This is a genomic window from Mojavia sp., assembly GCF_059505145.1.
On the sequence record NZ_JCACKA010000104.1, the window covers coordinates 12,320 to 36,500 of the forward strand.

At 43.3% G+C, this 24,181-nt stretch carries 17 protein-coding genes; 9 read left to right on the forward strand and 8 right to left on the reverse strand.

The window, feature by feature from the left end; translation table 11 throughout:
* Positions 1–166: 166 nt before the first annotated feature.
* The gene (locus AC5JL8_RS28875) at positions 167–1,075 is read left to right on the forward strand and encodes a hypothetical protein (RefSeq protein ID WP_495883119.1); all 909 of its coding nucleotides are present in this window, start codon (positions 167–169) and stop codon (positions 1,073–1,075) included.
* 552 nt (positions 1,076–1,627) lie between these two features.
* On the opposite strand, the gene ychF is transcribed toward AC5JL8_RS28875, so the two are convergent.
* On the reverse strand, positions 1,628–2,719 hold the full coding sequence (gene ychF, locus AC5JL8_RS28880; protein WP_495883120.1) for a redox-regulated ATPase YchF: 1,092 nt from the start codon (positions 2,717–2,719) through the stop codon (positions 1,628–1,630).
* Positions 2,720–2,757: 38 nt separating this feature from the next.
* Positions 2,758–2,979: a hypothetical protein gene (locus AC5JL8_RS28885; RefSeq protein WP_495883121.1), complete on the reverse strand. Its 222-nt coding sequence runs from the start codon at positions 2,977–2,979 to the stop codon at positions 2,758–2,760.
* 933 nt (positions 2,980–3,912) lie between these two features.
* Here AC5JL8_RS28885 and AC5JL8_RS28890 point away from each other — a divergent pair.
* On the forward strand, positions 3,913–4,290 hold the full coding sequence (locus AC5JL8_RS28890; protein WP_495883122.1) for a hypothetical protein: 378 nt from the start codon (positions 3,913–3,915) through the stop codon (positions 4,288–4,290).
* A gap of 70 nt (positions 4,291–4,360) precedes the next feature.
* Here AC5JL8_RS28890 and AC5JL8_RS28895 read toward each other — a convergent pair whose 3' ends face one another.
* Positions 4,361–5,965, reverse strand: coding sequence for an alkaline phosphatase D family protein (locus AC5JL8_RS28895; protein WP_495883135.1), 1,605 nt, complete (start codon positions 5,963–5,965; stop codon positions 4,361–4,363).
* 665 nt (positions 5,966–6,630) lie between these two features.
* Here AC5JL8_RS28895 and AC5JL8_RS28900 point away from each other — a divergent pair.
* From AC5JL8_RS28900 to AC5JL8_RS28910, 3 genes are all read left to right on the forward strand, one after another.
* Positions 6,631–8,373: a sensor histidine kinase gene (locus AC5JL8_RS28900; RefSeq protein WP_495883123.1), complete on the forward strand. Its 1,743-nt coding sequence runs from the start codon at positions 6,631–6,633 to the stop codon at positions 8,371–8,373.
* Positions 8,374–8,597: 224 nt separating this feature from the next.
* Positions 8,598–10,061, forward strand: coding sequence for an aminotransferase class I/II-fold pyridoxal phosphate-dependent enzyme (locus tag AC5JL8_RS28905; protein WP_495883124.1), 1,464 nt, complete (start codon positions 8,598–8,600; stop codon positions 10,059–10,061).
* A gap of 178 nt (positions 10,062–10,239) precedes the next feature.
* Positions 10,240–10,743 carry a DUF2059 domain-containing protein gene (locus AC5JL8_RS28910; protein ID WP_495883125.1) on the forward strand — a complete coding sequence of 168 codons (504 nt, stop codon included), beginning with the start codon at positions 10,240–10,242 and terminating at the stop codon, positions 10,741–10,743.
* A gap of 194 nt (positions 10,744–10,937) precedes the next feature.
* On the opposite strand, the gene dusB is transcribed toward AC5JL8_RS28910, so the two are convergent.
* The 4 genes from dusB to AC5JL8_RS28930 form a co-directional block, all read right to left on the reverse strand.
* Positions 10,938–11,993, reverse strand: coding sequence for a tRNA dihydrouridine synthase DusB (gene dusB / locus AC5JL8_RS28915; RefSeq protein WP_495883126.1), 1,056 nt, complete (start codon positions 11,991–11,993; stop codon positions 10,938–10,940).
* 40 nt (positions 11,994–12,033) lie between these two features.
* Complete coding sequence (locus tag AC5JL8_RS28920) at positions 12,034–12,525, reverse strand: ester cyclase (RefSeq protein ID WP_495883127.1); 492 nt, start codon at positions 12,523–12,525, stop codon at positions 12,034–12,036.
* Positions 12,526–12,569: 44 nt separating this feature from the next.
* Positions 12,570–13,427, reverse strand: a complete 858-nt coding sequence (locus AC5JL8_RS28925; protein WP_495883128.1) for an Rpn family recombination-promoting nuclease/putative transposase — start codon at positions 13,425–13,427, stop codon at positions 12,570–12,572.
* A gap of 65 nt (positions 13,428–13,492) precedes the next feature.
* Positions 13,493–14,485 (reverse strand): ADP-ribosylglycohydrolase family protein, encoded by a 993-nt coding sequence (locus AC5JL8_RS28930; RefSeq protein WP_495883129.1) that lies wholly within the window; start codon positions 14,483–14,485, stop codon positions 13,493–13,495.
* Between the two features lie 478 nt (positions 14,486–14,963).
* On the opposite strand from AC5JL8_RS28930, the gene dnaK reads away from it, so the two are divergent.
* From dnaK to AC5JL8_RS28950, 4 genes are all read left to right on the forward strand, one after another.
* Positions 14,964–16,877 (forward strand): molecular chaperone DnaK, encoded by a 1,914-nt coding sequence (gene dnaK / locus AC5JL8_RS28935; protein ID WP_495883130.1) that lies wholly within the window; start codon positions 14,964–14,966, stop codon positions 16,875–16,877.
* Positions 16,878–17,023: 146 nt separating this feature from the next.
* The gene (locus AC5JL8_RS28940) at positions 17,024–17,674 is read left to right on the forward strand and encodes an acetoacetate decarboxylase family protein (protein WP_495883131.1); all 651 of its coding nucleotides are present in this window, start codon (positions 17,024–17,026) and stop codon (positions 17,672–17,674) included.
* On the forward strand, positions 17,667–17,804 hold the full coding sequence (locus tag AC5JL8_RS28945; protein ID WP_495883132.1) for a hypothetical protein: 138 nt from the start codon (positions 17,667–17,669) through the stop codon (positions 17,802–17,804). Before AC5JL8_RS28940 ends, AC5JL8_RS28945 begins: the two co-directional genes overlap by 8 nt.
* A 203-nt stretch (positions 17,805–18,007) precedes the next feature.
* A complete protein-coding gene (locus AC5JL8_RS28950; RefSeq protein ID WP_495883133.1) occupies positions 18,008–22,696 on the forward strand; it encodes an ATP-binding protein in 4,689 nt (1,562 codons plus the stop codon).
* Here AC5JL8_RS28950 and AC5JL8_RS28955 read toward each other — a convergent pair.
* Complete coding sequence (locus AC5JL8_RS28955) at positions 22,693–23,697, reverse strand: glycine zipper domain-containing protein (protein WP_495883134.1); 1,005 nt, start codon at positions 23,695–23,697, stop codon at positions 22,693–22,695. The two genes, AC5JL8_RS28950 and AC5JL8_RS28955, sit on opposite strands and share 4 nt — an antisense overlap.
* Positions 23,698–24,181: the final 484 nt, after the last annotated feature.

A 24,181-nucleotide genomic window follows, 5' to 3' on the forward strand; every position in this document is an offset into this window, starting at 1 on the left:
GAATTTTTTAAATACTTAAGTATAATTTCGGTTGCTATTAACAGTCAAGATTATTAAAAGTCATCTGCTGATATGGCGCGTTCGTCGAAGACGTTGCCGAAGGCATCGCCTGCATTTGATATGATGGGTCATCTGCTTACTTATGCGTCTATCAGCATCAATTTATATGCGTCGATTTTTAAAGTTAATTATAAATATATTAATCTTGAGCGCACTGTTATTTATTACCCAAAAAGTTTGGGCACAAGATTGGGTTCCAGTTCGAGGTGGTATCCCTTTTGGTATCAGCGGTATGGCTTTGATTAATCAACAAAGTAATTCCCTAAATTTTTTAATTGTCCATGACAACAAAAAGCAAAATCAAGGTCGTTTAGCAATCATTAGTATCAAACGCAAAAAGCCACCTGAATATTTACCCTTAAATTGGCCAAATAACACAGAATTACCAAATGACTTAGAAGCGTTAACATCTATTCCAGGAACAAAAAATACTTCTTTTATAGCTTTAAGCAGTTCTGGAAAAGCTTATTACATCAAGTTTGAACCTACCAACAATCCTATCTCGCTGCTCAAAGAATTTAAATTACCAACAATTTCTCAAGGAAGTAATTTTGAAGCATTTTCTTTACAAGATATAGATGGTAAATTAATTGCTGTTTGGGCGCATCGCGGTGAAGCAGAACAGTCAGCAACTATTTATTGGGGATTGCTTGACTTGGTGCAATATAAAATTGTGCTTACAGGTTCTAGTAATTTAAAAGTACCATTTCCCCAGGGCAATGTTCGTCATATTTCAGATTTAAAAATAGACCCGGCTGGAGTTGTATACATCACTTCAGCAAGTGATCCTGGAGATGATGGCCCATTTCAATCAGCTGTATACATTGCTGGCTCCATAGGTTTTCGTGGTAACAAATTAGTATTGCAGCAAAATCCTCAATTTGTACCGCTTTACCGTTCTGATTACCACAAAATAGAAGGGATGGAACTTGTCCCAGGTGCAGAAGGTGGTTTGATTGTTGGTACAGATGATGAAAATTTTGGTTCTTCTGTGTACATTGTGGGTGGAGAATAGGGACTTCCAACTAAAAAAATATCCCATCGCATTAAGTGCAGGGGAGCCTACGGTGTACACACATCTGTGTACTAAACCGAAATCATTGTAGATCCGTCATTATCCTCCGATAAATTGGAGGACTTTGAGGGATTTTAGCCCCCCTTAAAAAGGGGGGTTGGGGGGATCAAAAGCCTGTGGGACAACTCTCAAAAACTTTTGTGTACACGGTAGAGGAAGCAGGGAGAAGGAACAGTCGCGTTGAACCAGAAATTGGAATAATTTAGGACTTACGCACTGAAGTCTGAAACCCTGATCCCCCCTAACCCCCCTTAAAAAAGGGGGAACGTCTAAAGCCACGCCACTGAGGGAGCCGGGGAACCCGCAAGGGCGCAGGGCTGCTTCTTTTGAAGGGGGTTGGGGGATCTGAGTGCGTAAGTACACGGGTAGGGGCACGGCACTGCCGTGCCCCTACGATCGGCGATAATCTGTACCTCACCAAGTGCAATCTGCTGTATTTAAACCAGTTTCTTAATTACGAATTACGAATTACGAATTAGTAATTATTTCTCCCTACACATTAAATCGGAATAACATCACATCGCCTTCTTTGACAATATATTCTTTGCCTTCACTTCTGACTAAACCTTTTTCCTTGGCCGCATTCATCGAACCAGTTGCTACTAAATCATCATAAGCAACAGTTTCAGCGCGAATAAATCCCCGTTCAAAATCCGAGTGAATCACACCTGCTGCTTGGGGCGCAGACATACCTGCATGAATTGTCCAAGCACGGGTTTCTTTAGGGCCACTAGTGAAATATGTCCGCAAGCCTAATAAGGCGTAAGTAGCACGAATTAAAGATTTTAAACCGCCTTCTTCTACACCCAAAGATGCGAGAAAATCAGCTTTATCTTCTTCTGGTAATTCTACAAGTTCGGCTTCTACTTGGGCAGAAACTATGACAACTTGAGCATTTTCACCAGATGCTATTTGCCGCACTTTTTCTACAAAATCATTACCCGTTGCTAAATCATCCTCAGAAACATTGGCGGCGTAAATAATTGGTTTATTGGTGAGCAGCCCTAGTCCTTTAATAATCTCTGCTTCTTCTTCTGTTAAACTAACTTGTCTAACTGATTTACCTTCATTTAAAGCAGCAGCTAACTTTTCTAAAACTGTGACTTCAAACTGTGCATCTTTGCTAGTGCGTGCTTGTTTGCGGGTGCGGTCGATTCTGCGTTCAATTTGTGCTAAATCTGATAAACCAAGCTCCAAATTAATAATTTCAATATCTCGTGCTGGGTCAACAGAGCCAGCAACGTGGATAATATCGTCGTTTTCAAAACAACGCACCACATGAACAATTGCATCGACTTCCCGGATGTGGGACAGAAATTGATTACCTAGTCCCTCACCCTGGCTTGCACCTTTAACCAAACCGGCAATATCCACAAACTCAACACGCGCCGGGATAATTTGTGCTGAACCGGCAATGTTCGAGAGAACATTTAAGCGCTCATCCGGTACTGCGACAACGCCGACATTCGGTTCAATGGTGCAAAACGGGAAGTTAGCAGCTTCTGCTTTGGCATTAGCAACTACAGCATTAAATAAAGTAGATTTTCCGACGTTGGGAAGTCCGACAATTCCGGCTCGTAGCATTTTAGATTTTAGATTTTGGCTTACACTACCAAGATAATTTAAACAGGTTCAGGAATTGTTTGGGGTATTGTTCCTGGAACTGTTTGAGGAATTGGCCCTGGTACAGGCTGGGGAATTGGTGCAGGTACAGGTTCTGGTACAGGCCCCGGTACAGGCTGGGGAATGGTTGGCCCTGGTGTAGGTTCAGGACTGGGTAAGGGATTTGGTACAGGATTGGGAATTCCAGGTTCGGGTATAGAAATAGCAGTGGGTTGAATCATAGAAAGTCTGAATTAAATTATTCGACTTTCCCAACCTAGATGACAACTTAAGTTGCTGACATCTTCCTAAATGATCATTTATCAATAATCAATGGTCATTGGTAAGAGGATGTCTAAAAACTTTTTGATGTTGTATTTGAGACTTATAGATCCCCCCAACCCCCCTTAAAAAGGGGGACTTTGATATATTTCCCTCCTTGGAAAGGGGGGCTAGGGGGATCAAACGAAATATTTAATACTTCTGAGACATCCTCTAAGCACAATTTTAATATTTTAGCCAGTGCGATCGCATTGCCCAGTACTAAGCTGTTACACATCTCATTTGCACATTGAGACAGCAGAGGAGCAGAGGGGCTTCAGGTGCAGGGGAGAAGAATTGATATGATGTCTGGCAAAATATCTCATTGCAAGTGGAACGAAATGAAACGACGCAATCGCAAAGTTTTTGGGATTGCTACCCTTCGGTCGCAATGACGCTTTTTCTCCAAAATTAAAATATGCAAGTTAAATGTGCATTAGCTTATCAACTTTTTTATTCCTGTGACTCGAAGATTTTTGATGTTTCCTACGATGTTTTCTCAAACTGGAGTTTGCTTTCTCAAACTGGAGTTTGCTTTCTCAAAATGCAAATTTGCTTACTGTTTTCGGTATATTTAGCAAGCAAAAGCAGATATTGCTTTCTCAAACTGCGGTTTGCTTACTGTTTTCGGTATATTTAGCAAGCAAAAGCAGATATTGCTTTCTCAAACTGCGGTTTGCTTACTGTTTTGCGTAATTACATCAATAATTACTGCTAACCCTGTGTAGCAAAACTCATCAGAAGTTTGCAGGAATTTTCTCAGGCTGATTGATACAGAAGCTTTTAACGTAAAGAAGATTACATCAGTTAACAGTGAAGTTGATAACTGATAACCAGATTATGAGGTGCATTTCATGGCTCGAAGAAAAAGAACCTCCCAAGTGTTAGAAAAAGCAGCGCGTCGTGCAGCTGGTATGAATTCAATTGATCCAAAGTTAGATGTAGGTAATGGACTTACCCTACCTGCTTACTCAAGACTAATTGAGTCACTGCGAAATCAAGAAAATATCTACAACAGTGCCCTGACCAACCTGGATAAGTTATACCGTACCATGTTGGAAACAGAGCGACAGTTGGCAGACATGACAGAACACATACTCATGGGAGTTGGGGCTAAATATGGCAAAAGCAGTATAGAGTATGGTATGGCGGGAGGAGTTCCTAAAAACCAACGCCGCAAGGGACTGCGAGGTGAATCGCCAACTCCTACTAATGAGCAACCGCCAACGTAAAAGTCAAAAGTTAAAAGTCAAGAAGATTTGTAGGGTGCGTTAGTCTACGGCATAACACACCCTACGAGATTTATGCCCGTTGTGCGCCTGGTTGACCGTTTTGAACTACAAACGAAGCTAGGGTACTAATAGAGGCATTAGGGCTAATGATAGTTGATACAGCGCGGTAATCGCTCTGCCAGCGTTCTGGGGTGAGGTTGCAGCGGACATAACCCCGAAAAGCACCGTCAAAAAACTTAGTGTGGGGATTGTCTCGCAAGGCGGCTTGAACTGGCGCGATAAATTGAGCTGGAAAATCAGAGGAAATCGAAGTTCCGACAAATTCTGTACCAACTGTGGCTGAGGCTGGGTTGTTGAAGTCAACTTTCAAGTCGTGTACCCAACTAGAATGGATGTCTCCAGTAATTACCACTGGGTTGGAAGGTTGGCGCTGTTGCAAAAAGTTCAGGAGCCGATTCCGCGCCGCCACGTAGCCATCCCACTGATCCATGTTGAATACTTTTATGTCTGGGCGACCATTAAAATCATATTCAGCTAGCATCGTTTGTTGAGCAATCACGTTCCAGCGCGATCGCGATTTGTCTAATCCTTGGAATAGCCATTGCTCTTGCTCTTTCCCTGTCATGGTAGCATTGGCATCAAAAGCTTGGACACAACGAGGCTTAAGTCCGTCATTACAAGGTTGATCAGTGCGATACTGGCGGGTATCCAACACGTTGAACTCAGCTAAATCACCGAAAGCGAACCGCCGGTAAAGCTGCATATTTGACCTGTTGGGCAGCGAAGATTCACGCAGTGGCATATGTTCGTAGTATGCTTGGTAAGCATTGGCTCGCCGAACTAAAAATGCCTCTTGACTTTGGTTATCTTCAGGTATCAGGTTAGCGTAGTCGTTATCGACTTCATGATCGTCCCAAGTCACTATCCAAGGGAAAGCAGCATGAGCAGCTTGCAGATTGGGGTCGGTCTTGTACAAAGCGTGACGGTTGCGATAGTCGGCAAGGGTGACGATTTCTGGACTGTTATGCTGGCGTGGCCCACCAGATTCCGGCCCGTATTCGTAAATGTAGTCACCCAGATGAACAACAAGGTCGAGATCCTCGTCAGCCAGATGTCGATAGGCTGTATAGTAGCCGTTTTGCCAGTCTTGACAGGAAACAAAGGCGAAGTTAAGTTCTTTGATAGAGCGATGGAATCCGCCAGCTGTGCGAGTCCGCCCAATCGGACTAACTTCATTGCCTACTCTAAATTGATACCAATACCAGCGTTCAGGCTCTAACCCACGCACATCAACGTGTACTGAGTGTGCTAACTCTGGAGTTGCTAAAACTTTGCCTTGTTGCACAACTTTTTTCATATTTTCGTCAAGAGCAACTTCCCACCGCACTACAACATTGCTTAGTGGCATTCCACCGCCATTGAGTGGGCTGGGAGCCAGTCGCGTCCATAACACAACACCATCTGGTAAAGGATCGCCAGAGGCGACACCAAGGCTAAAGGGATAGCCAGAAAACCTCGATTTCGCTATTGCTGGATTCCATTGACTAGTCATTGCTAACCCTGTTAAGAATCCTGCACCTAACAAAAAGCTCCGCCGTCTGCAACGACTTGATAACAGGCGATACGTTGTCTGCGAGACGCTACGCGAGCGGTCAGCTTCGCTAAGGCAATGCATGAATTTCATATTCACCCCTACTGAGATGTTGATATAGTTGGCAAACTTCAAGAGAGTTAGCCGCTTGAAATAACTAGTCTCCAGCTTGCTCAAGCAACAAAAGGAAGTTACTAACTTAGAATCAAGTGGAGATTAAGATGTTGTTAAGTTTGACGGTGGTGTTAGAAAAACTTCATGAGAGATATCAAATGCCTTTGCAACTCTTTTCACTTTTTTAGGACTTACGCACTGAAGTCTCAAATCCTGATCCCCCTAACCCCCCTTAAAAAAGGGGGAACGTCTAAAGCCACGCCACTGAGGGAGTCGGAGAACCCGCAAGGGCGCAGGGTTGCCCCTTTTTAAGGGGGTTGGGGGATCTGAGTGCGTAAGTTCTGTTTTTATTACTCGTCAATTACAAGCTTTCATCAATTACAAGCTTTATATAGTGACTCAGTTTAATTAAGCTTTAATAAGCCTTACTTCATACATTGCTGAAATTTATATTGTATAGATTAAAACTGATTTATCTTGGTTTTCTTTCATAGTCAAGCAAGAACATTGATATTTCGCATTCTGCAAACTTAACAACTTGTTCTTGTTTGGGTGCGTATTTTGCCATGGCCTTTCTCTAGTCATATTAGGAGATGTCTATAATGTATGATTTGCAAAATTTTACTTTAAGAAATATGTCAGAATGCGGTTTAGCTTTGCGAAATTTAGGCAATCAAGCTAATAGTATGGAAGAGGTTAGTAACCACATTATTAATTATCTTTATACACATTTAATTGATAAAAAAACTGGTGAAAAATCATGTGTTCTTGCCCGTTTTTTTAAAACTCATTCCTATGGAGGACTAACACCAGATTTGCAAGAGTATGCAGATAGTCTGTTAGGTAATTATGTACCTGAAGATACTCTTAAGTGCTTGACTTTATTGGCCAGCGCTGGGGAACTACCAGAATGGAATTCGCGGCACAAATCTTCAGGGCATAAAGCTATTCCTCTAGTAAATGAAGATGCGATCGCCAGCATCCCAATGATTTACAAACTTATACAACAATTAGGTTTGAATCTAAGTAATGTAGTTCAGCCAGACCCTAATTTATTAACTGATTTAGAACAGCGGATGTATAACGTATTTTACGTTCCTGATGCCTTGGGTAGCCCTTACATTCCTTCACAAACATCATTTGTTATCCCGTTTAATATTAAGTCTGTAGTTGGCTTTGGTGGATTATTACCTTCTGGCAATATGTTTGTGATTCTCATGTTCTTGAAAGTGGCAGTCCCTCGAATGAGTGTCGATTTATTGCGTCCGCTAGCATTAAACGTTAAAATGGCAATCTTACCTTTTGAGTCAGACAAAATTTTCAGCAGTCATAGACAACCTGTTGTGAATGAAAAAATTGCAACGGCAACTAATAAAGATGAAATTTTTCTGCGTCTCAACTCACAAATTGCAACATTAACTCAGTTATTGGATGTTTCTGAGCAATCTACTATCAGTCAATCCGATCGTCTTGAACAAACTAATGCTAACCTTCAGGAAACTTTAAACAAGCTTCAAAAAACTCAATATCAACTAATTAATTCTGAAAAGATGTCTAGTTTGGGACAACTTGTTGCTGGAATTGCTCATGAAATTAATAATCCTGTTAACTTTATTCATGGCAATCTCATTTATGCTAAAAAACATACTGATATCTTGTTAAATTTAATCCAACATTATCAAGAGAATTATCCAAATCCACCTCAAGAGATTCAAGAATTAATAGAAGAAAATGAACTAGATTTTTTAACTCAAGATTTAACTAAAGTTTTAAATTCAATGGCAATGGGAACGCAACGAATTACTGATATTGTTAAATCACTCAAAACCTTTTCTCATTTACAGAAAGCTGATATTAAACAGGTCGATATTCATGAAGGTATCGATAGTACTTTAATAATTATGGAATACTATTTACAAGCTAGACATGAACGTCCAGAAATCAAAGTTATTAAAGAATACGGTCAATTACCTTTAATAGAATGCTATCCCTCCCAACTCAATCAAGTTTTTATGAATATCCTTAACAATGCCATTGATGCTTTACAAGATAGTAATGCATCATGGGTAATAATTAATAAAGCAGAAAAATCCAATAACTTATTACCGACAATTCGCATTCGTACCGAAATACTAGATAGCGAATGGATAGCAATAAGCATTGCGGATAATGGTTCTGGCATTCATGAAAAAATGCATTCAAAGTTATTTGACCCCTTTTTTACTACCAAACCCGTGGGTAAAGGTACTGGAATGGGTTTATCAATCAGCTATCAGATCATAGTTGAAAAACATGGCGGACAAATTAGCTGTATCTCTGCTCCAGGGCAAGGGACAGAATTTGTAATTAAAATTCCTGTGAAGGCTAAAAATGAGTAAATGCTAATTTAACTCCTTTTGCAATCATAGGCAGATATAGCAATCCGATTTGATTTCTGAATCACTCGTAGAGGTAAGGGACTGGGGATTGGGGACTGGGGACTGGGAAGAAGGGATAAAGGTGTACTGAATTTTGTTCAAAAATCAAATATGAGTCCTATATGTAACACAAATATACGAAATGATTGGGCAAAAAAGTTAACAGTAACTCCGATATCTCTTTCATGCTTAATCAAAACCAAACGCCATTATTAAACGCCTTAAAAGCCTGTGTAGCACATCCTCATGCGTCCTTTTACACGCCAGGACATAAGCGGGGAGAGGGAATTTCTCAACCCTTGGCTGATTTGTTAGGTAAAGCTATGTTTCGCGCTGATTTAACAGAATTAGCAGATTTAGATAATCTGTTTGCACCCCAAGGTGTGATTCAGCAGGCGCAACAATTGGCGGCTGAAGCATTTGGCGCTGCTCAAACTTGGTTTTTGGTTAACGGTTCTACCTGTGGAGTTGAGGCAGCAATTCTCGCTACCTGTAGTACAGGCGATAAAATTATTCTGCCGCGAAATGTGCATTCATCTGCGATCGCCGGCTTAATTCTCTCCGGTGCTATACCAATTTTTCTCAATCCTGACTATGACTCAGTTTTAGATATTGCTCATTGCATTACACCTAGCGCTGTGCAATCTGCACTGCAACAGTATCCTGATGCGAAAGCAGTGATGATAGTTTACCCAACATATTACGGTGTCTGTGGAGATGTGGAAGCGATCGCTCACATTACCCATCAATACAATATCCCTTTACTCGTAGATGAGGCACACGGCCCACACTTCGCCTTTCATCCCGAATTACCCACCCCAGCCTTAGCCGCAGGTGCAGATTTAACTGTACAATCTATCCACAAAACTCTGGGTGCGATGACGCAAGCATCAATGCTGCACATCCAAGGTAACAGGATAAACGCTGATCGAGTGAGTAAAGCTTTGCAACTAGTCCAGTCTACCAGCCCCAGTTATTTACTTTTAGCTTCCCTCGATGCAGCGCGTCAGCAAATGGCAATTGATGGGGAACGCTTGATGACTCGGACTTTGCAACTTGCAAAAGCAGCTAGAACCAGAATTAGTCAAATTCCCGGATTATCGATTATTGATAACCCTGCTTCTCCTGGCTTTGTGGGTTTAGACAAAACACGATTAACCGTTACTGTTTCTGGCTTAGGCTTAACCGGATTTGAGGCTGAGGAAATTCTAGATGAAAAGCTAGGTGTAACGGCTGAATGTTCATCACTGCAACATCTTACTTTTATTATTAGTTTGGGTAACACCAAAGGAGATATTGAGGAATTAGCCCAAGGTTTTATTACCCTTGCCCAAGGATATCGCCGCACCAACTTGATTGCACAAAACCCAATTTGCCAAAATCCGCCCAGCGAATTCGAGTATTCTTTGAAAATTTCACCCCGCGAGGCTTTTTTTGCTGCTAGTGAAACATTACCTTTATTAGAGACGTGCGATCGCATCTGTGCAGAAATCGTCTGTCCCTATCCTCCTGGAATTCCGGTGTTAATGCCAGGAGAAGTAATTACAAAATCTGCCATTGAGTACTTGCAACAAATTCAAGCAATGGGAGGATTTATCACTGGTTGTACTGATACAAATTTACATACTCTCAAGGTGATACAAGAATAATTTAATGTATGGTAGATAACAGGGGACAGGGAACAGGAAAGAATGAGCTACTAATTTATAGTAGATAAAGTATATAGTTATAAACTTGACAGTAAAAATATTTAAGTAGATCATATAAATACTGCTTGATTTTTCAAGTATTCTAAGGATTTTGAATTAATAATTTTTCATAAATATTATGAAGACCAAACTTTTGATTTCAGCAGTTGTGATATCAGCAATAACTACTTTTCAGGGAGTAGCTTTTGCTCAGGCTACGAATAATAACAGAACTGCGCCAACAACTAATACTCAAGACCAAGAAAAAATCAATAACATTAGAAAGTTGTTAGATATAACAGGTGCAAGCAATCTTTCCCGACAAATCATTAGTCAAATGGTAAGTGCAATGAAAACTGAATATCCTCAAGTTCCAGCGAAATTTTGGGATACTTTTCAAGCAGAGTTAAAACCAGAAGAAATGGTTAATGAGTTTGTGCCTCTTTATAATAAATATTTCACTCATGATGAGATAAAACAAATTATTGCATTTTATCAAACACCATTAGGGCAAAAAACGCTTACGGTTCTTCCCCAACTTTCCAGAGAATCGGCAACAATTGGACTAAGATATGGAAAAGATGCTGCCGCCAGAGCTATCAAAAAATTAGAAGCGGAAGGATATATTCGCCGTCGGCAATAAGAGTTGGCAGAAGCAGTTCCGATAAAAAAGGAAGCAGGGACTGGGGGACAGAGGAACAAGGGGACAAGGGGATAACTCCGAACTCTTCCACTCAGAACTCAGAACTCAGCACTCTTTTAAGCTAGAGGTTGGTAATGGTTAACTAGATATAGATTTTATTTAATTAATCATTACCAATTATTAAAAGATGACTCTTACACCAAAGCAAAGCTAGATTCTGTTTCTACTTCCGGTTCGTAACCATTAGCTAATTGCTCAATTGCTCGATTAAGCAAATCCACGCCTTGCTGTACTGTTTCAACAACACTTAGCTGTCCGCGCAAATCGGCTGCACCAACAAAGCCTTTAGCATACCAAGTCATGTGCTTACGCGATTGACGAACACCGCGATCGCCTTTATATTCCCATAAAGCTTGTAAATGTTCTCTGGCACATTCCAACCGTTGAATTGGAGTTGGTGGCGGTAACATTTCCCCGGTTTTGAGGAAATAATCAATTTCTCCCACCAAAAACGGATAACCCAAAGTTCCGCGAGAACACATTACCCCATCAGCACCAGTTTGCTCTAAGCATTTCACCGCCGCTTCAACTGAGAAAATATCTCCATTCCCAATCACCGGGATAGAAAGAATTTCCTTTACACGAGCAATCCATTCCCAGCGTGCATTGCCATTGTACCCTTGGGCGCGGGTGCGTCCATGCACGGTAATCATTTTTGCCCCAGCATCTTCCATCCGCTTGGCAAAATCGAGAATGGTAATTTCCTTGTCATTCCAACCGATACGGGTTTTAACTGTTACTGGTACATCAACAGCTTTTACCACCTCCCGCACAATTGCCTCAGCTACTTCTGGTTGGCGTAAAAGTGAAGAACCGCCACCATTTTTAGTAATTTTATTTACTGGACAGCCCATATTAATATCAACAGTATCAGCGCCTTCTGCAACTGCTTTTACTGCTGCTTCTGCCAAAAAATCTGGGCGACAGTCAAATAACTGGATGCTAATTGGTCGTTCATTGGGGTCTACCTCCATGATTTTGGGCAACTCTTTGACATAGTGCAACCCCGTTGCATTCACCATTTCCGTGTACATCATCGAATCTGGCGCATAGCGACGCACCAGACGGCGAAACACCAAATCTGTCACCCCAGATAAAGGCGATTGAAGAACCCGGCTTTTTACCTCAAAAGAGCCGATTTTCAGGGGTTGAGAAAGTCTAGCTTGCAAACTGGCAGACAGAGTAACCATACGAACAATTCAAAATAAAAAATTAATGATATCTATTTAATCAAGACGCTTCTTTGTTGAATTTAGTAAGTGAAGCGATCGCCAAATATAATTTCCGTGCAATCAAACCAGGCCCTGGTAGCGAAACTATTCCTAATTGCTGCATCAAGCTTAGTAAGTCACTATATCCCCAGTGTTCTACGAGTTTATCATTTTCAATGCGATCTATGTGAAAGAAAGGAATAGTAATTAGCTTACCTGTGGGAGGAATGCCTTGTAATTCTCCACGATGATTACCACTAAAAGTCCCACGTGTTACAACTTTATCGCCTTCGACAATTACATCTTCAAACTTGTGCATTCCATCAGGGAAAGCAGAACGAAAAATCATCAGTACAGACTGCATGAATGCTTCCCGATTTAGCGCTTTGCTAGCACCAGGGATGTGAGCAACAAAATTTGGGGCAAGATACTCTTGTACTTGCTCTAAATTGCCTTGGTCGAAGGACTGGTACATTTGCAGCACAATAGACTTGTTTTGTTCGGCTGACATAGGGATAGAATGCTAATTCAAAATTACTTATACGAAACATATTCTCAATCTCCTTTCGATTTATCCTCTTGATTATTTGACTTTTGGGCGGCTTGCTGAACTTGTTCAATTTCCAAATCCAAAGCTTGTGAAATTTGTTCAATCGTTAAACCTAAAGTCAATAATCGAGTTACAGATTCTAATTTTGCTTCCAAGCGTCCTTCTTGTATACCTTCTTGCTTACCTTCTTGTATACCTTCTTCTATGCCTTCTTGTTTGGCTTCTTGGTAAACTCTCGTCTGCTTCAACTCACTTAAACCAAACATATTCTCAATCTCCTCTCGATTCATCCTCGGAAATTTGTAAATTAAGATTGTCTCTATTAATTCTAATAACTGTCTTCTGTCTGATTCTGTGTTGATTGCTTGTTGTGTTCTGTTTATTAACTCTCTGGCAGTCGAGATTGCTGTTTCCTCACTTTCTACTATTAATTTAATAGTAGCAATACCAACTGGCAGAGATACTGTTTCACCTAATTCATCAAGATAAATGCGAATTACACGCTGGCTATTGAGTAATTCGCTGTAATTATTGATATCTGAGGTATCAAGGCTGCGATTTGGATAGATAACTACTGCCCGCCATGAATTTTGAGGTTGATTTTGACGCAGGTATAAAAAGATTTCGGAAAACAGACGTGAATAAATTTCTGCATCGGTTTGAAACTGAACTTCGACAAAGTAAATTGGGTTTTGCTCTCCTTGAGTAGGTAGAAAAACGCCATCTATGCGGAATGCAGTTTGCTTAATTTCAATTGATGAGAATTGGTAAGCCTCTGCACTTTCGGGAGGATTGCCGATTAATTCAAAAAAGATACTGGGAAGTTCTTGAAAAAGACGATAAAAAATGCTGTCGGTTTTCACGCTAGCGGAATTGTTGAGATTGGCGCTTTTGTGATTTTACCAACAGAAAAACCCAACATGAATACTCAATCCCAAAGTTTACCCAATGCTGCTAGTTGGTCGCGGTATTCAATGCGAATTACCCAATCTTCAGGCCATGCAGCCATTCCCAAGTATGCCCCAGCGAAAGCACCAGTTAAACAAGCAATTGAGTCAGAATCACCTGCTGTGAGTGCAGCGCGACGCAGTGCTGCTAAAGGTTCTTCTGGAAAGAGCAAAAAGCATAATAAACCTGTTGCTAAGGCTTCTTCTGCTACCCAACCTTCACCTGTTGCCAAGCAAGGGTCAGTGTCTCGGTTTGGGTTTTTTAATGCAGCATCAAGACGGTCAAGCACGGCTAGGCATTCATCCCACCCACGGCTAATGAATTCCTCTGGTGTATTAATGTGGGGGCTTTGCCAGAGGGAACCTAACCAATTCGAGTGGTAGACTAAGCGTTGACTTAGAGCATAGTTACGCAGTCGATTAGGCAAACCTTGCGGATCGCCTCCCCTAGCAAGGTCAGCGATCGCAGCTGCGGTTAAATCTGAGGCCGCAAGGGCTGTAGGATGACCGTGAGTAACTGCTGCTTGAAATTGAGCGATCGCTGCACGGTTTGTTTCATCTAATGGCAATAATCCTACAGGTGCGACACGCATATTTGCACCACAACCCTTGGAGTTTGCCCTAGTTGCTTGCTGCCAAGGTATCCCAGCCTGCAAATTTTCACAAGAGCGCAAGCAAGTCAGACCAGGGGCACGGTTATTATCTGGACTGTTCAACCACTCGATAAAAGCACGTCTGAGCGCAGGTTCTAAACTAGTTACAGTCAAGTTTGACGCTGAAACTTCAACAATTGCCTGCCCTACTGCTAACGTCATTTGCGTGTCATCAGTTACCAATGCTGGATTGCCTGCTGGTGCTTGTGGGCCGTTTGGGGGAAAGCGACGGCAAATTTCCTCAACAGTCAAAAATTCGGTTACAGCACCCAAGGCATCGCCAAAGGCCAGCCCAAATAAACATCCAGAAGCACGACGCATAAACAATTTTTTCCTCAAGGTTGGGATTTGCCAACCACATTAATAGTAATATTCGCAAGTTAACTCAATTAATCAAGCAAACTTTGCGATCGCTCTTTTAATTGCGGATTTTTCCTCAGTAGTTCTACAGTTTAGGCTGCCTAAAGACGGCAAACACCACTTTGACGTTACGGTTCACCCTAATCGCTGAAAGTATTAATTCTCATACATTAGACAGAGTGAAAGCAAATTCATCCATGAGCCAGCTAAAAACTTATTCAAATTTAACCGTCCCAAACAAGGTACGGGAAACCCTCCTTCATGGACGGGCTACACAAGCTCAGTATATATATCAGCATATTCTGGAGTTTTAACCCCAGAAAAACCAAACCAAAGGTATTGATGCTGAACTCGCTGCTTTTTCAACCAGTTGGTTCAAAATTTAGCCCTTAAATACTCACATTCATTCATTTGTAGTTATACGGAGCCAGCACTTAAAATGGCAAAAGTAGTTGGAATTGACTTAGGCACAACGAACTCTTGCGTAGCAGTTATGGAAGGTGGTAAACCTACAGTTATTGCTAATGCGGAAGGATTTCGGACAACGCCATCGGTGGTTGCATTCGCTAAAAATGGCGATCGCTTAGTTGGTCAAATTGCCAAGCGCCAAGCGGTGATGAACCCCGAAAATACCTTTTACTCGGTGAAACGCTTCATCGGACGGCGCTACGACGAAGTTGGTAACGAAGCTACAGAAGTTTCTTACAAAGTCCTCAGCAGCAATGGCAACGTTAAGCTAGAATGCCCAGGTCTGAATAAGGCATTTGCGCCTGAAGAAATTTCTGCTCAAGTTCTCCGCAAATTAGTTGAAGACGCCAGCAAATACCTTGGTGAAACCGTAACCCAAGCTGTAATCACCGTTCCAGCGTACTTTAACGACTCCCAACGGCAAGCAACAAAAGACGCTGGTAAAATCGCTGGTATCGAAGTTCTACGGATTATCAACGAACCTACTGCCGCTTCTCTGGCCTACGGATTTGACAAGAAGAGCAACGAAACCATCCTTGTATTTGACCTTGGTGGTGGTACATTCGACGTATCCGTACTGGAAGTAGGCGATGGCGTGTTTGAAGTACTAGCCACATCTGGTGATACCCACCTTGGTGGTGATGACTTCGATAAGAAAATAGTTGATTTCTTAGCTGAACAGTTCAGAAAAGATGAAGGTATTGATCTCAGAAAAGACAGACAAGCCTTACAGCGTTTGACTGAAGCCGCAGAAAAAGCCAAAATTGAGCTTTCTAGCGTTACCCAAGCGGAAATTAACTTACCATTTATTACCGCTACCCAGGATGGCCCCAAGCACCTGGATATGACCTTAACTCGCGCTAAGTTTGAAGAACTCTGCTCTGATTTAATCGACCGTTGCCGCATCCCAGTTGAGACAGCACTGCGAGATGCCAAGTTAAGCAAAGGCGATATTGATGAAGTTGTACTAGTTGGTGGTTCTACCCGGATTCCCGCTGTACAACAACTGGTGAAGAATGCCTTAGGTAAAGAACCTAACCAAACTGTTAACCCTGATGAAGTAGTAGCGGTTGGTGCAGCTATTCAAGCAGGTGTACTTGCTGGTGATGTTACTGGTATCTTGCTGTTAGACGTATCACCATTGTCCTTGGGTGTAGAAACTTTAGGCGGTGTGATGACCAAAATTATCCCCCGCAACACTACAATTCCTACCAAGAAATCAGAAGTGTTCTCCACCGCTGTGGATGGTCAAACCAACGTAGAAATCCACGTCCTCCAAGGTGAGCGGGAATTTGCCAACGATAACAAGAGCTTGGGAACCTTCCGCCTCGATGGTATTCCTCCAGCACCACGTGGCGTTCCCCAAATTGAAGTTACCTTTGACATCGACGCCAACGGTATCCTCAATGTCACCGCCAAGGACAAAGGCACTGGTAAAGAACAGTCCATCAGCATTACTGGCGCTTCCACCTTGGATAAATCTGATGTTGAGCGCATGGTCAGAGAAGCTGAACAAAATGCCAACACAGACAAAGAACGTCGTGAAAAAATTGAACGCAAAAACCAAGCCGACTCCTTGGCATACCAAGCCGAGAAGCAGCTGCAAGAATTAGGCGACAAAGTTCCCGAAGCTGACAAAACCAAAGTTGAAGGTTTGGTAAAAGAACTGCGCGAAGCAGTTGCTAAAGAAGATGATGAGCAAATCAAGAAGCTCACACCAGAATTGCAACAAGCTCTATTCGCTGTTGGTAGCAACATCTATCAACAAGCTGGCGGTGCTGCTCCTGGCGCTGGCGGCCCTGGCCCTCAGGATGGTAGTTCGGCTTCCTCTTCTAGCAGCAGCGGTGACGATGTAATTGACGCTGATTTTACTGAAAGCAAATAATTCTCATGGTGGTTTGGGGTGTAGGATGCTAGCGCATCCTTAGCTCCTAATTACCCATCCAAGCATTAGCCTGGGTGGGGATTTTTTTTATCTACTAATTTGTTAAGTAGTAATAAATATTAAAGTTTGAATTTTGAATTGTATATATGCCATATCCACAAGCACCTTGGACACTGCAAGGCTACGCTATCCAAACTCTCCATTTGGTAAATATTGACCAAGTGCGTTCCTTGGTTCCTTCAGAGTTAGACATTATCTCTGTATGGCCTGGTAAAACTGTAGCTAGTGTGTACTTATCCTATTACGGCTCAGGCTCAATGCTGGAGTACAGCGAGTTAATTGTTGCCCCTGCCATCGTGGGCTATCGAGGAAAAATCGGTGGTTGGGTTTCCCATATTTACGTAGATGATGTTAATTCGGTGGCTGGTGGTCGAGAAATTTGGGGACTACCAAAAGAACTAGCTGATTTTAACTGGGAAAAGGGAGAGCGTGTTACTGTTAGCCAGGGAAACCGGAAGTTGTGTACTCTCAATTACAACCAACAAACTTTAGCGTGGCGACAATGGTTAGGCGCATCTAGTTTCAGTGCAATGGGTGCTGATTTACTGATATTTCCGGCACAATTTGAATCTCGCTTAGGTTTAATTGGTTCACAGTTAGAAGTCCCCGCCGAAAGTCCGTTTTTTGGGATGGGTTTAGGTCAGCCATTTTTAACTGCGCGCTATGAGCAGATGAGTGTAGAAATTGGTGCGCCAGAAGTCGTGGGACAAAGGAAAGTAGAAGTTAGTTATGGTTAAAATTTTACCTGGCTTACCTTGCGATCGCCTCTGGCGCTGCGCTTCGCGCAATCGCGTAGTTCCATCTAGCAAAGCTAGTTGCGAGAGATTAAGCCAATGCTACCTAAAAACCTTGCCTGCCATTGGTTAATTGAGAAAATGAGATATACTTCGCTGAGACAAAAAAATCACTAAAACAGTAATTTGCCAAGATAAAGATGGTTGCAATCTGCCCGCGAAAATTGCCAAAAAACTCCTTAAAAGCGGAAGTGACACAATCTGGAAAGGATTCCAATCAGCAGATCTCCATAGTTTCAGCTTTGTAACAGGCCCATGACCAATCGAGAGGAACCAATGAAGAACGAGTCAACGTCAGTAAGCAACGCCGACGTAAGCTTTCTTCTGGGTGGGGGCGAAATGGGTGCGCGGATGCACGAGCTGGATTGGTCAACAACGTCGCTTGGCCCAACACAGCTGTGGCCGCAGAGCTTGAAAACTGCTGTGCGGATTATGCTGACCTCCCGTCAACCGATGTTTGTTTGGTGGGGTGAGGAACTTATTAACCTCTACAATGACGCTTATCAAGCAATTATTGGCGGCAAACATCCACAAGCACTTGGGCAGCCAGCTTCCTACGTGTGGCGGGAGATATGGGATCAGGTTGGGCCGCGGGCAGAATCAGCGATGCTGAAGAATGAGGGCACTTACGACGAAGCGCTGCTGCTGATCATGGAGCGCAACGACTATCCGGAGGAAACCTATTACACATTTTCCTATAGCCCGGTTCCTAATGACCAGGGTGATACAGGTGGCATCATCTGTGCTAATACAGACGACACCCAGCGCATCATCGGCGAACGCCAATTGGCACTGTTGCGGGAACTGGCGGCCAGGACGGCAGACGCACGCACATTTAATGAAGCCTGTACGCTGAGTGTGCGTTGTTTGGAAACCAACCCTTACGACCTACCCTTTGCGATGATTTATCTGGTCGATCCAGATCAGCAGCAGGTTTTTCTGGCAGGAACATGCGGTATCGATCGCAACCACGTAGCAGTCCCGGAAACAGTCGCTCTTGATTCTGATGCAATTTGGCCCTTTGCGGAAGTCATCAAAACGCATCAAGTAACCGTGTTTTCCGATTTGGAAACGTCCTTTAGCGGACTGCCGACGGGTGCTTGGCAGCGATCGCCCCATCAAGCAGTTGCTGTGCCGATCGCACCATCCGGGCAGACAGGAAAAGCTGGTATACTAATTGCTGGTTTAAACCCGTTTAGGCTCTTCGACGATAATTATAAGGGATTCATCGATTTGGTTGCGGCTCAAATCGCAGCCAGCATCGCCAATGCTCAGGCTTATGAAGAAGAACGCAAACGCGCCGAAGCTTTGGCAGAACTTGATCGCGCTAAAACTGTTTTTTTCAGCAACGTCAGCCACGAGTTTCGTACCCCACTCACCCTGATGTTGGGGCCTCTAGAGGAAACCTTAACCAATTGTGCCATCCTGCTTCCACCCAACGAACGAGAGCAGTTAGAAATGGTACAACGCAACGGACTGCGGCTGCTGAAATTAGTCAACACCCTGCTAGATTTCTCGCGTATAGAAGCCGGGAGGGTTCAAGCCTCATACGAACCCACTGACCTTGCTAGTTTTACCGCCGAACTAGCCAGTGTATTTCGTTCAGCCGTGGAGCAGGCAGGAATGCAGTTATCAGTCAATTGTCCTCCCCTGCCAGCACCAGTGTATGTGGATCGGGAGATGTGGGAAAAGATTGTCCTGAATCTGCTTTCTAATGCATTCAAGTTCACATTTGCCGGAAAAATCGCCGTCAGCTTGCAGTGGTCAAATGATCGTGTTGAGTTCGCAGTAGAAGATACAGGAATCGGTATCCCATCTACAGAAATCCCCTACCTGTTTGAACGATTCCACCGCGTCAAAGGAGCGCAAGGGCGCAGTTTTGAAGGGTCAGGAATTGGCTTGTCACTAGTGCAAGAATTGGTGCGAATGCATGGCGGAACAGTGGAAGTGACAAGTGTTTTAGGAGAGGGTAGTTGCTTTACCGTGTCAATTCCGACCGGATCTGCTCATTTGCCTCAAGAGCGGATCACTGCTAGTCGGACTTTAGCTTCAACCGCATTAGGCGCGTCTCCCTATTTAGAAGAAGCTCTGCGTTGGCTACCGGAGGAAGGGACTGGGGACTGGGGACAAGGGACTGGGAAAAAGCAGGGGAGCAGGGAGCAGGAAGCAGGGGAGAAAAACTTCCCTAATCTCCAATACCCAATCCCCAATACCCAATCCCCAATCCCCAATATCCTCTTGGCTGATGACAATGCTGATATGCGCGATTATGTCAAGCGGTTGTTAAGTCAGCAGTATGAGGTGGAAGCAGTACCGGACGGTTTAGCTGCTTTGTCTTCTGCACGTGGGCGTATTCCAGATTTGGTACTGACAGATGTGATGATGCCTGGATTAGATGGCTTTGGACTGCTGCAAGAACTACGGGCTGATCCGCAGACGAGAAAAGTTCCCATTATTCTGCTGTCGGCACGCGCCGGGGAAGAAGCACGGGTGGAAGCGTTAGAAGCAGGCGCTGATGATTACCTAATTAAACCGTTCTCTGCCCGTGAATTGTTGGCGCGGGTAGAGGCAGCCTTAAAAATGGCTCGTCTGCGCCAAGAGGCAATGCAACGAGAGCAAGGGCTACGGATTGAGGCTGAGGTCGCAAAAGCACACCTAGAGACAGTCCTAGCTGGTATTCAAGACCAGTTCTTTGTGTTGGATCAAGAGTGTAGTTACATCTTTGTTAATGACCGGGTAGCAGAAGTTGTTGGCAAATCAAAAGAAGAGTTACTAGGTAAAAACATTTGGGAAATGTTTCCAGATGTGGTCGGCAGCGAGTTTTATACACAGGTTCATCGTGCGATGGCACAACAAACCGTCGTTCGGTTTGAATACTTTTATCCCCCTTGGCAGCGCTGGTTTGAAAATCGTGTCTATCCCTTTGCTGAAGGTGTAAGTGTTTTTGTTACAGACATTAACGATCGCAAAATAGCAGAAGAAGCTCTACGAGAAGCCCATGTGCAATTAAAGTCAGCTTTAGCAGCTGGAGCAGTTTACACTTGGAGGTGGAAAATTTCTGAAGATTGCCTCATTACAGATGCTGCCTTGTCCCGCCTGTTCGCAGTTGACCCAGTGGATGCAGCAAAAGGATTGCCCCTCCAGATGTTTGTCAATGCCATCCACAAAGAAGACCAGTCACAAGTTTTAGCAGCAATTAACCGGGCGATCGAAACAGGCGAAGAGTATATTGCTGAGTACCGTATTCATACTGCCACTGGTGAGGAGCGCTGGGTCGCCGCACGGGGTATTGTTGAGTATGACAGCGCTGGCAAACCTGTTGCTTTTCCTGGAGCACTTGCAGACATCACCGAACATAAACAGACACAGACCGCCCTACGTGAAGCTGAGGAGCGCTTGCGATTAGCACTAGAATCCGCAGAACTAGGAACGTGGGATTTTAACCCAATCACTGGCGAACTCAGATGGGACGAATGCTGTAAAGCGATGTTCGGTATACCAACCGATGCAGTAGTGACTTACGATATTTTTCTTGCTGGCTTGCACCCAGACGATCGCGATCGCACCGATCAAGTCGTGCAATCTGCCCTCAATCCTGCTAGTGGTGGGGAGTATAACATTGAGTACCGCACAGTCGGAATCACGGATGGAGTTGAGCGCTGGATTGCTGCCCAAGGAAAAGCATTTTTCAACGCCGCCGGAGCAGCAGTTCGCTTTATTGGCACTGTGCTGAATATCACTGCTCGCAAACAAGCCGAAACCGAGCGAGAACAGCTTTTGAAACGAGAACAAGCTGCACGGGAAGCAGCCGAGGCAGCCAACCGCATCAAAGACGAATTTTTGGCGGTGCTGTCCCATGAGTTGCGATCGCCTCTCAATCCGATTATCGGTTGGACGAAACTCTTGCAGACCCGTGAGTTCGACTCAGCCGGACTTAAGAAAGCTATTACTACGATTGAGCGTAATGCTAAATTACAAGCTCAACTCATTGAAGATTTGCTGGATGTCTCTCGGATTTTACAAGGCAAACTCAACCTCAACATGGCTCCTGTCAACTTAGCACCCGTGATTGAGGCGGCATTGGAGACAGTGCGTTTAGCAGCAGAAGCTAAAGATATTCAAATTCAAACGATACTGGACAATTCTCTAGGCAGAGTTTTGGGTGATTCCGGTCGTTTACAACAAGTAATCTGGAATTTATTATCGAATGCCGTTAAATTCACTCCTGAAGGTGGAAAAATTGAAATTCAACTGGAGCGTATTGACACTCAAGCTCAGATTACCGTCAGCGACACAGGCAAGGGAATTAACCCAGACTTCCTTCCTTATGTGTTTGAATATTTTCGTCAGGCTGATAGCACAACAACTCGAAAGTTTGGCGGCTTGGGGTTAGGGTTAGCAATTGTCCGCCATCTCATAGAATTACATGGCGGAACGGCTGGGGCAGAAAGTTTAGGTGAAGGGCAAGGAGCTATTTTTACAGTCAGGCTACCGTTAATTAAGAAAGACTTAACGCCAACAAAACAGGTAAACATTACTGCCGTAAATACTTCTCCTATGGCTTCAATCCTTACAGGCATCCAAATTTTAGTTGTGGACGATGACGCAGATACCCGTGACTTACACACATTCCTCCTAGAGGAAGCTGGCGCAAGCGTGACTGCTGTAGCATCAGCAACGCAAGCATTGCAAGTATTGGCAGAGTCAAAACCAGATGTTTTACTCAGTGATATTGGGATGCCACAGACAGATGGCTATATGCTGATGCAACAGGTGAAAGCATTGCTTAAAATGCAAAACAAACAGATTCCGGCGATCGCCTTAACTGCCTATGCAGGAGAAAGCAACCAGCAGCAAGCCCTTGAATCAGGGTTTCAAAAGCATCTTTCCAAACCCATCGAACCAGAGGAATTAGTTATGGCAATTGCAACCCTGGTTGGAAGGAGTGACAACAGAGTAGTCTAAATAGAGCCTTTCACATCTTCGGGTGGAGTAGATAGTTCGTCTGATTTGCTATGTTGAATTACAACCTTAGCTGTGTCAGATACGTCTCTAGTGCCAGTTTCGTCAATCTTGTGTTGAGCGGATTCTGAGACACCTTTGACATTAGCCTCTTCGACTTTGCCCTTTACAGACTCAGAAATTCCTCTGATATTAGCTTCCTCGACTTTGCCCTTTACAGACTCAGAAATTCCTCTGACATTAGCTTCCTCGACTTTGCCCTTTACAGACTCAGAAATTCCTCTGACATTAGCCTCTTCGACTTTGCCCTTTACAGACTCAGAAATTCCTCTGACATTAGCTTCCTCGACTTTACCCTTTACAGACTCAGAGATTCCTCTGATATTAGCTTCCTCGACTTTGCCCTTTACAGACTCAGAAATTCCTTTGACATTAGCCTCATCAATCTTATGTTGGATAGACTGAGAGATGCCTTGGGTGTCAGTTTCATCAATCTTATGCTGAACGGATTGAGACAGACCACTGACATCGGCCTCGTCAATTTTACTCTTGACAGACTCAGAGATGCCTTGAATGTTAGCTTCGTCAACTTTGTCTTTCACAGACTCTACGGTAGCTTTGACAGAAGGCTTGATATCTTCAACAGCGTCCTTGAGGGAATGTGCAACACCTTCGGCTGCGTCCTTAACGTTATGTGCTACCTCTTCTACAGTCTCATTAATATTCTCAGCTATATCTCGACCAACAGCGGCACCAGCGACTGCACCGCCTACAGCCCCTAGTGCTGCACCTAGTCGTCCACCTACTAATCGACCAATAGCTGCACCAGTGACTGCACCCCCAGCAGCACCAATCGCTGTGCCAATGGGATGTCCACCAGATTGCTGCTCTGTATTTTCATCATGTTGCTCAGACGTGATTGCATGATCACTAGACTGAGCCTGAACTACAGGGGTAATAGATTTGTCTTGCTTATCATCAAATGTCTGACTACTATCAACCATGATATTTATCTCCGTAAACAAAACTAAAGGATCATCAATCCTTTTTATTAGTTACTAATATAACAATTCTCTTCAGAAGCTATACATAACTAAAGGCGGAAATCACTATGCTCTTGTTTCAACTAATAGTTAGAAATTTTAGAACTGCCTCAATTTCTTGCTTATTTTTTGACTGTTGAAGTTTTTTATTTCCGCTACCAGTGAGCATTTTACAGGACTATTGAAATGTTATTAATTGAAGTGATTATATCTACCATAGGACAGATGTAATTATTAACAGCGATCGCCGTTTATTGTTCGGATGCGGGATAAAACTTTATTATTATAAGTGTCAAAACTATTAAGTGCGATCGCAGTTAGAGTTATTTTAAGATAGTGGATTTGCTGTATAAATAATTTTTTCTCACGCAAAGAAGAACGCAAAAGTGGGGGGAGCATCCAGTTTTGGAAGATTTACCATTTCTGAGAAAATGTAGAAGGAAAT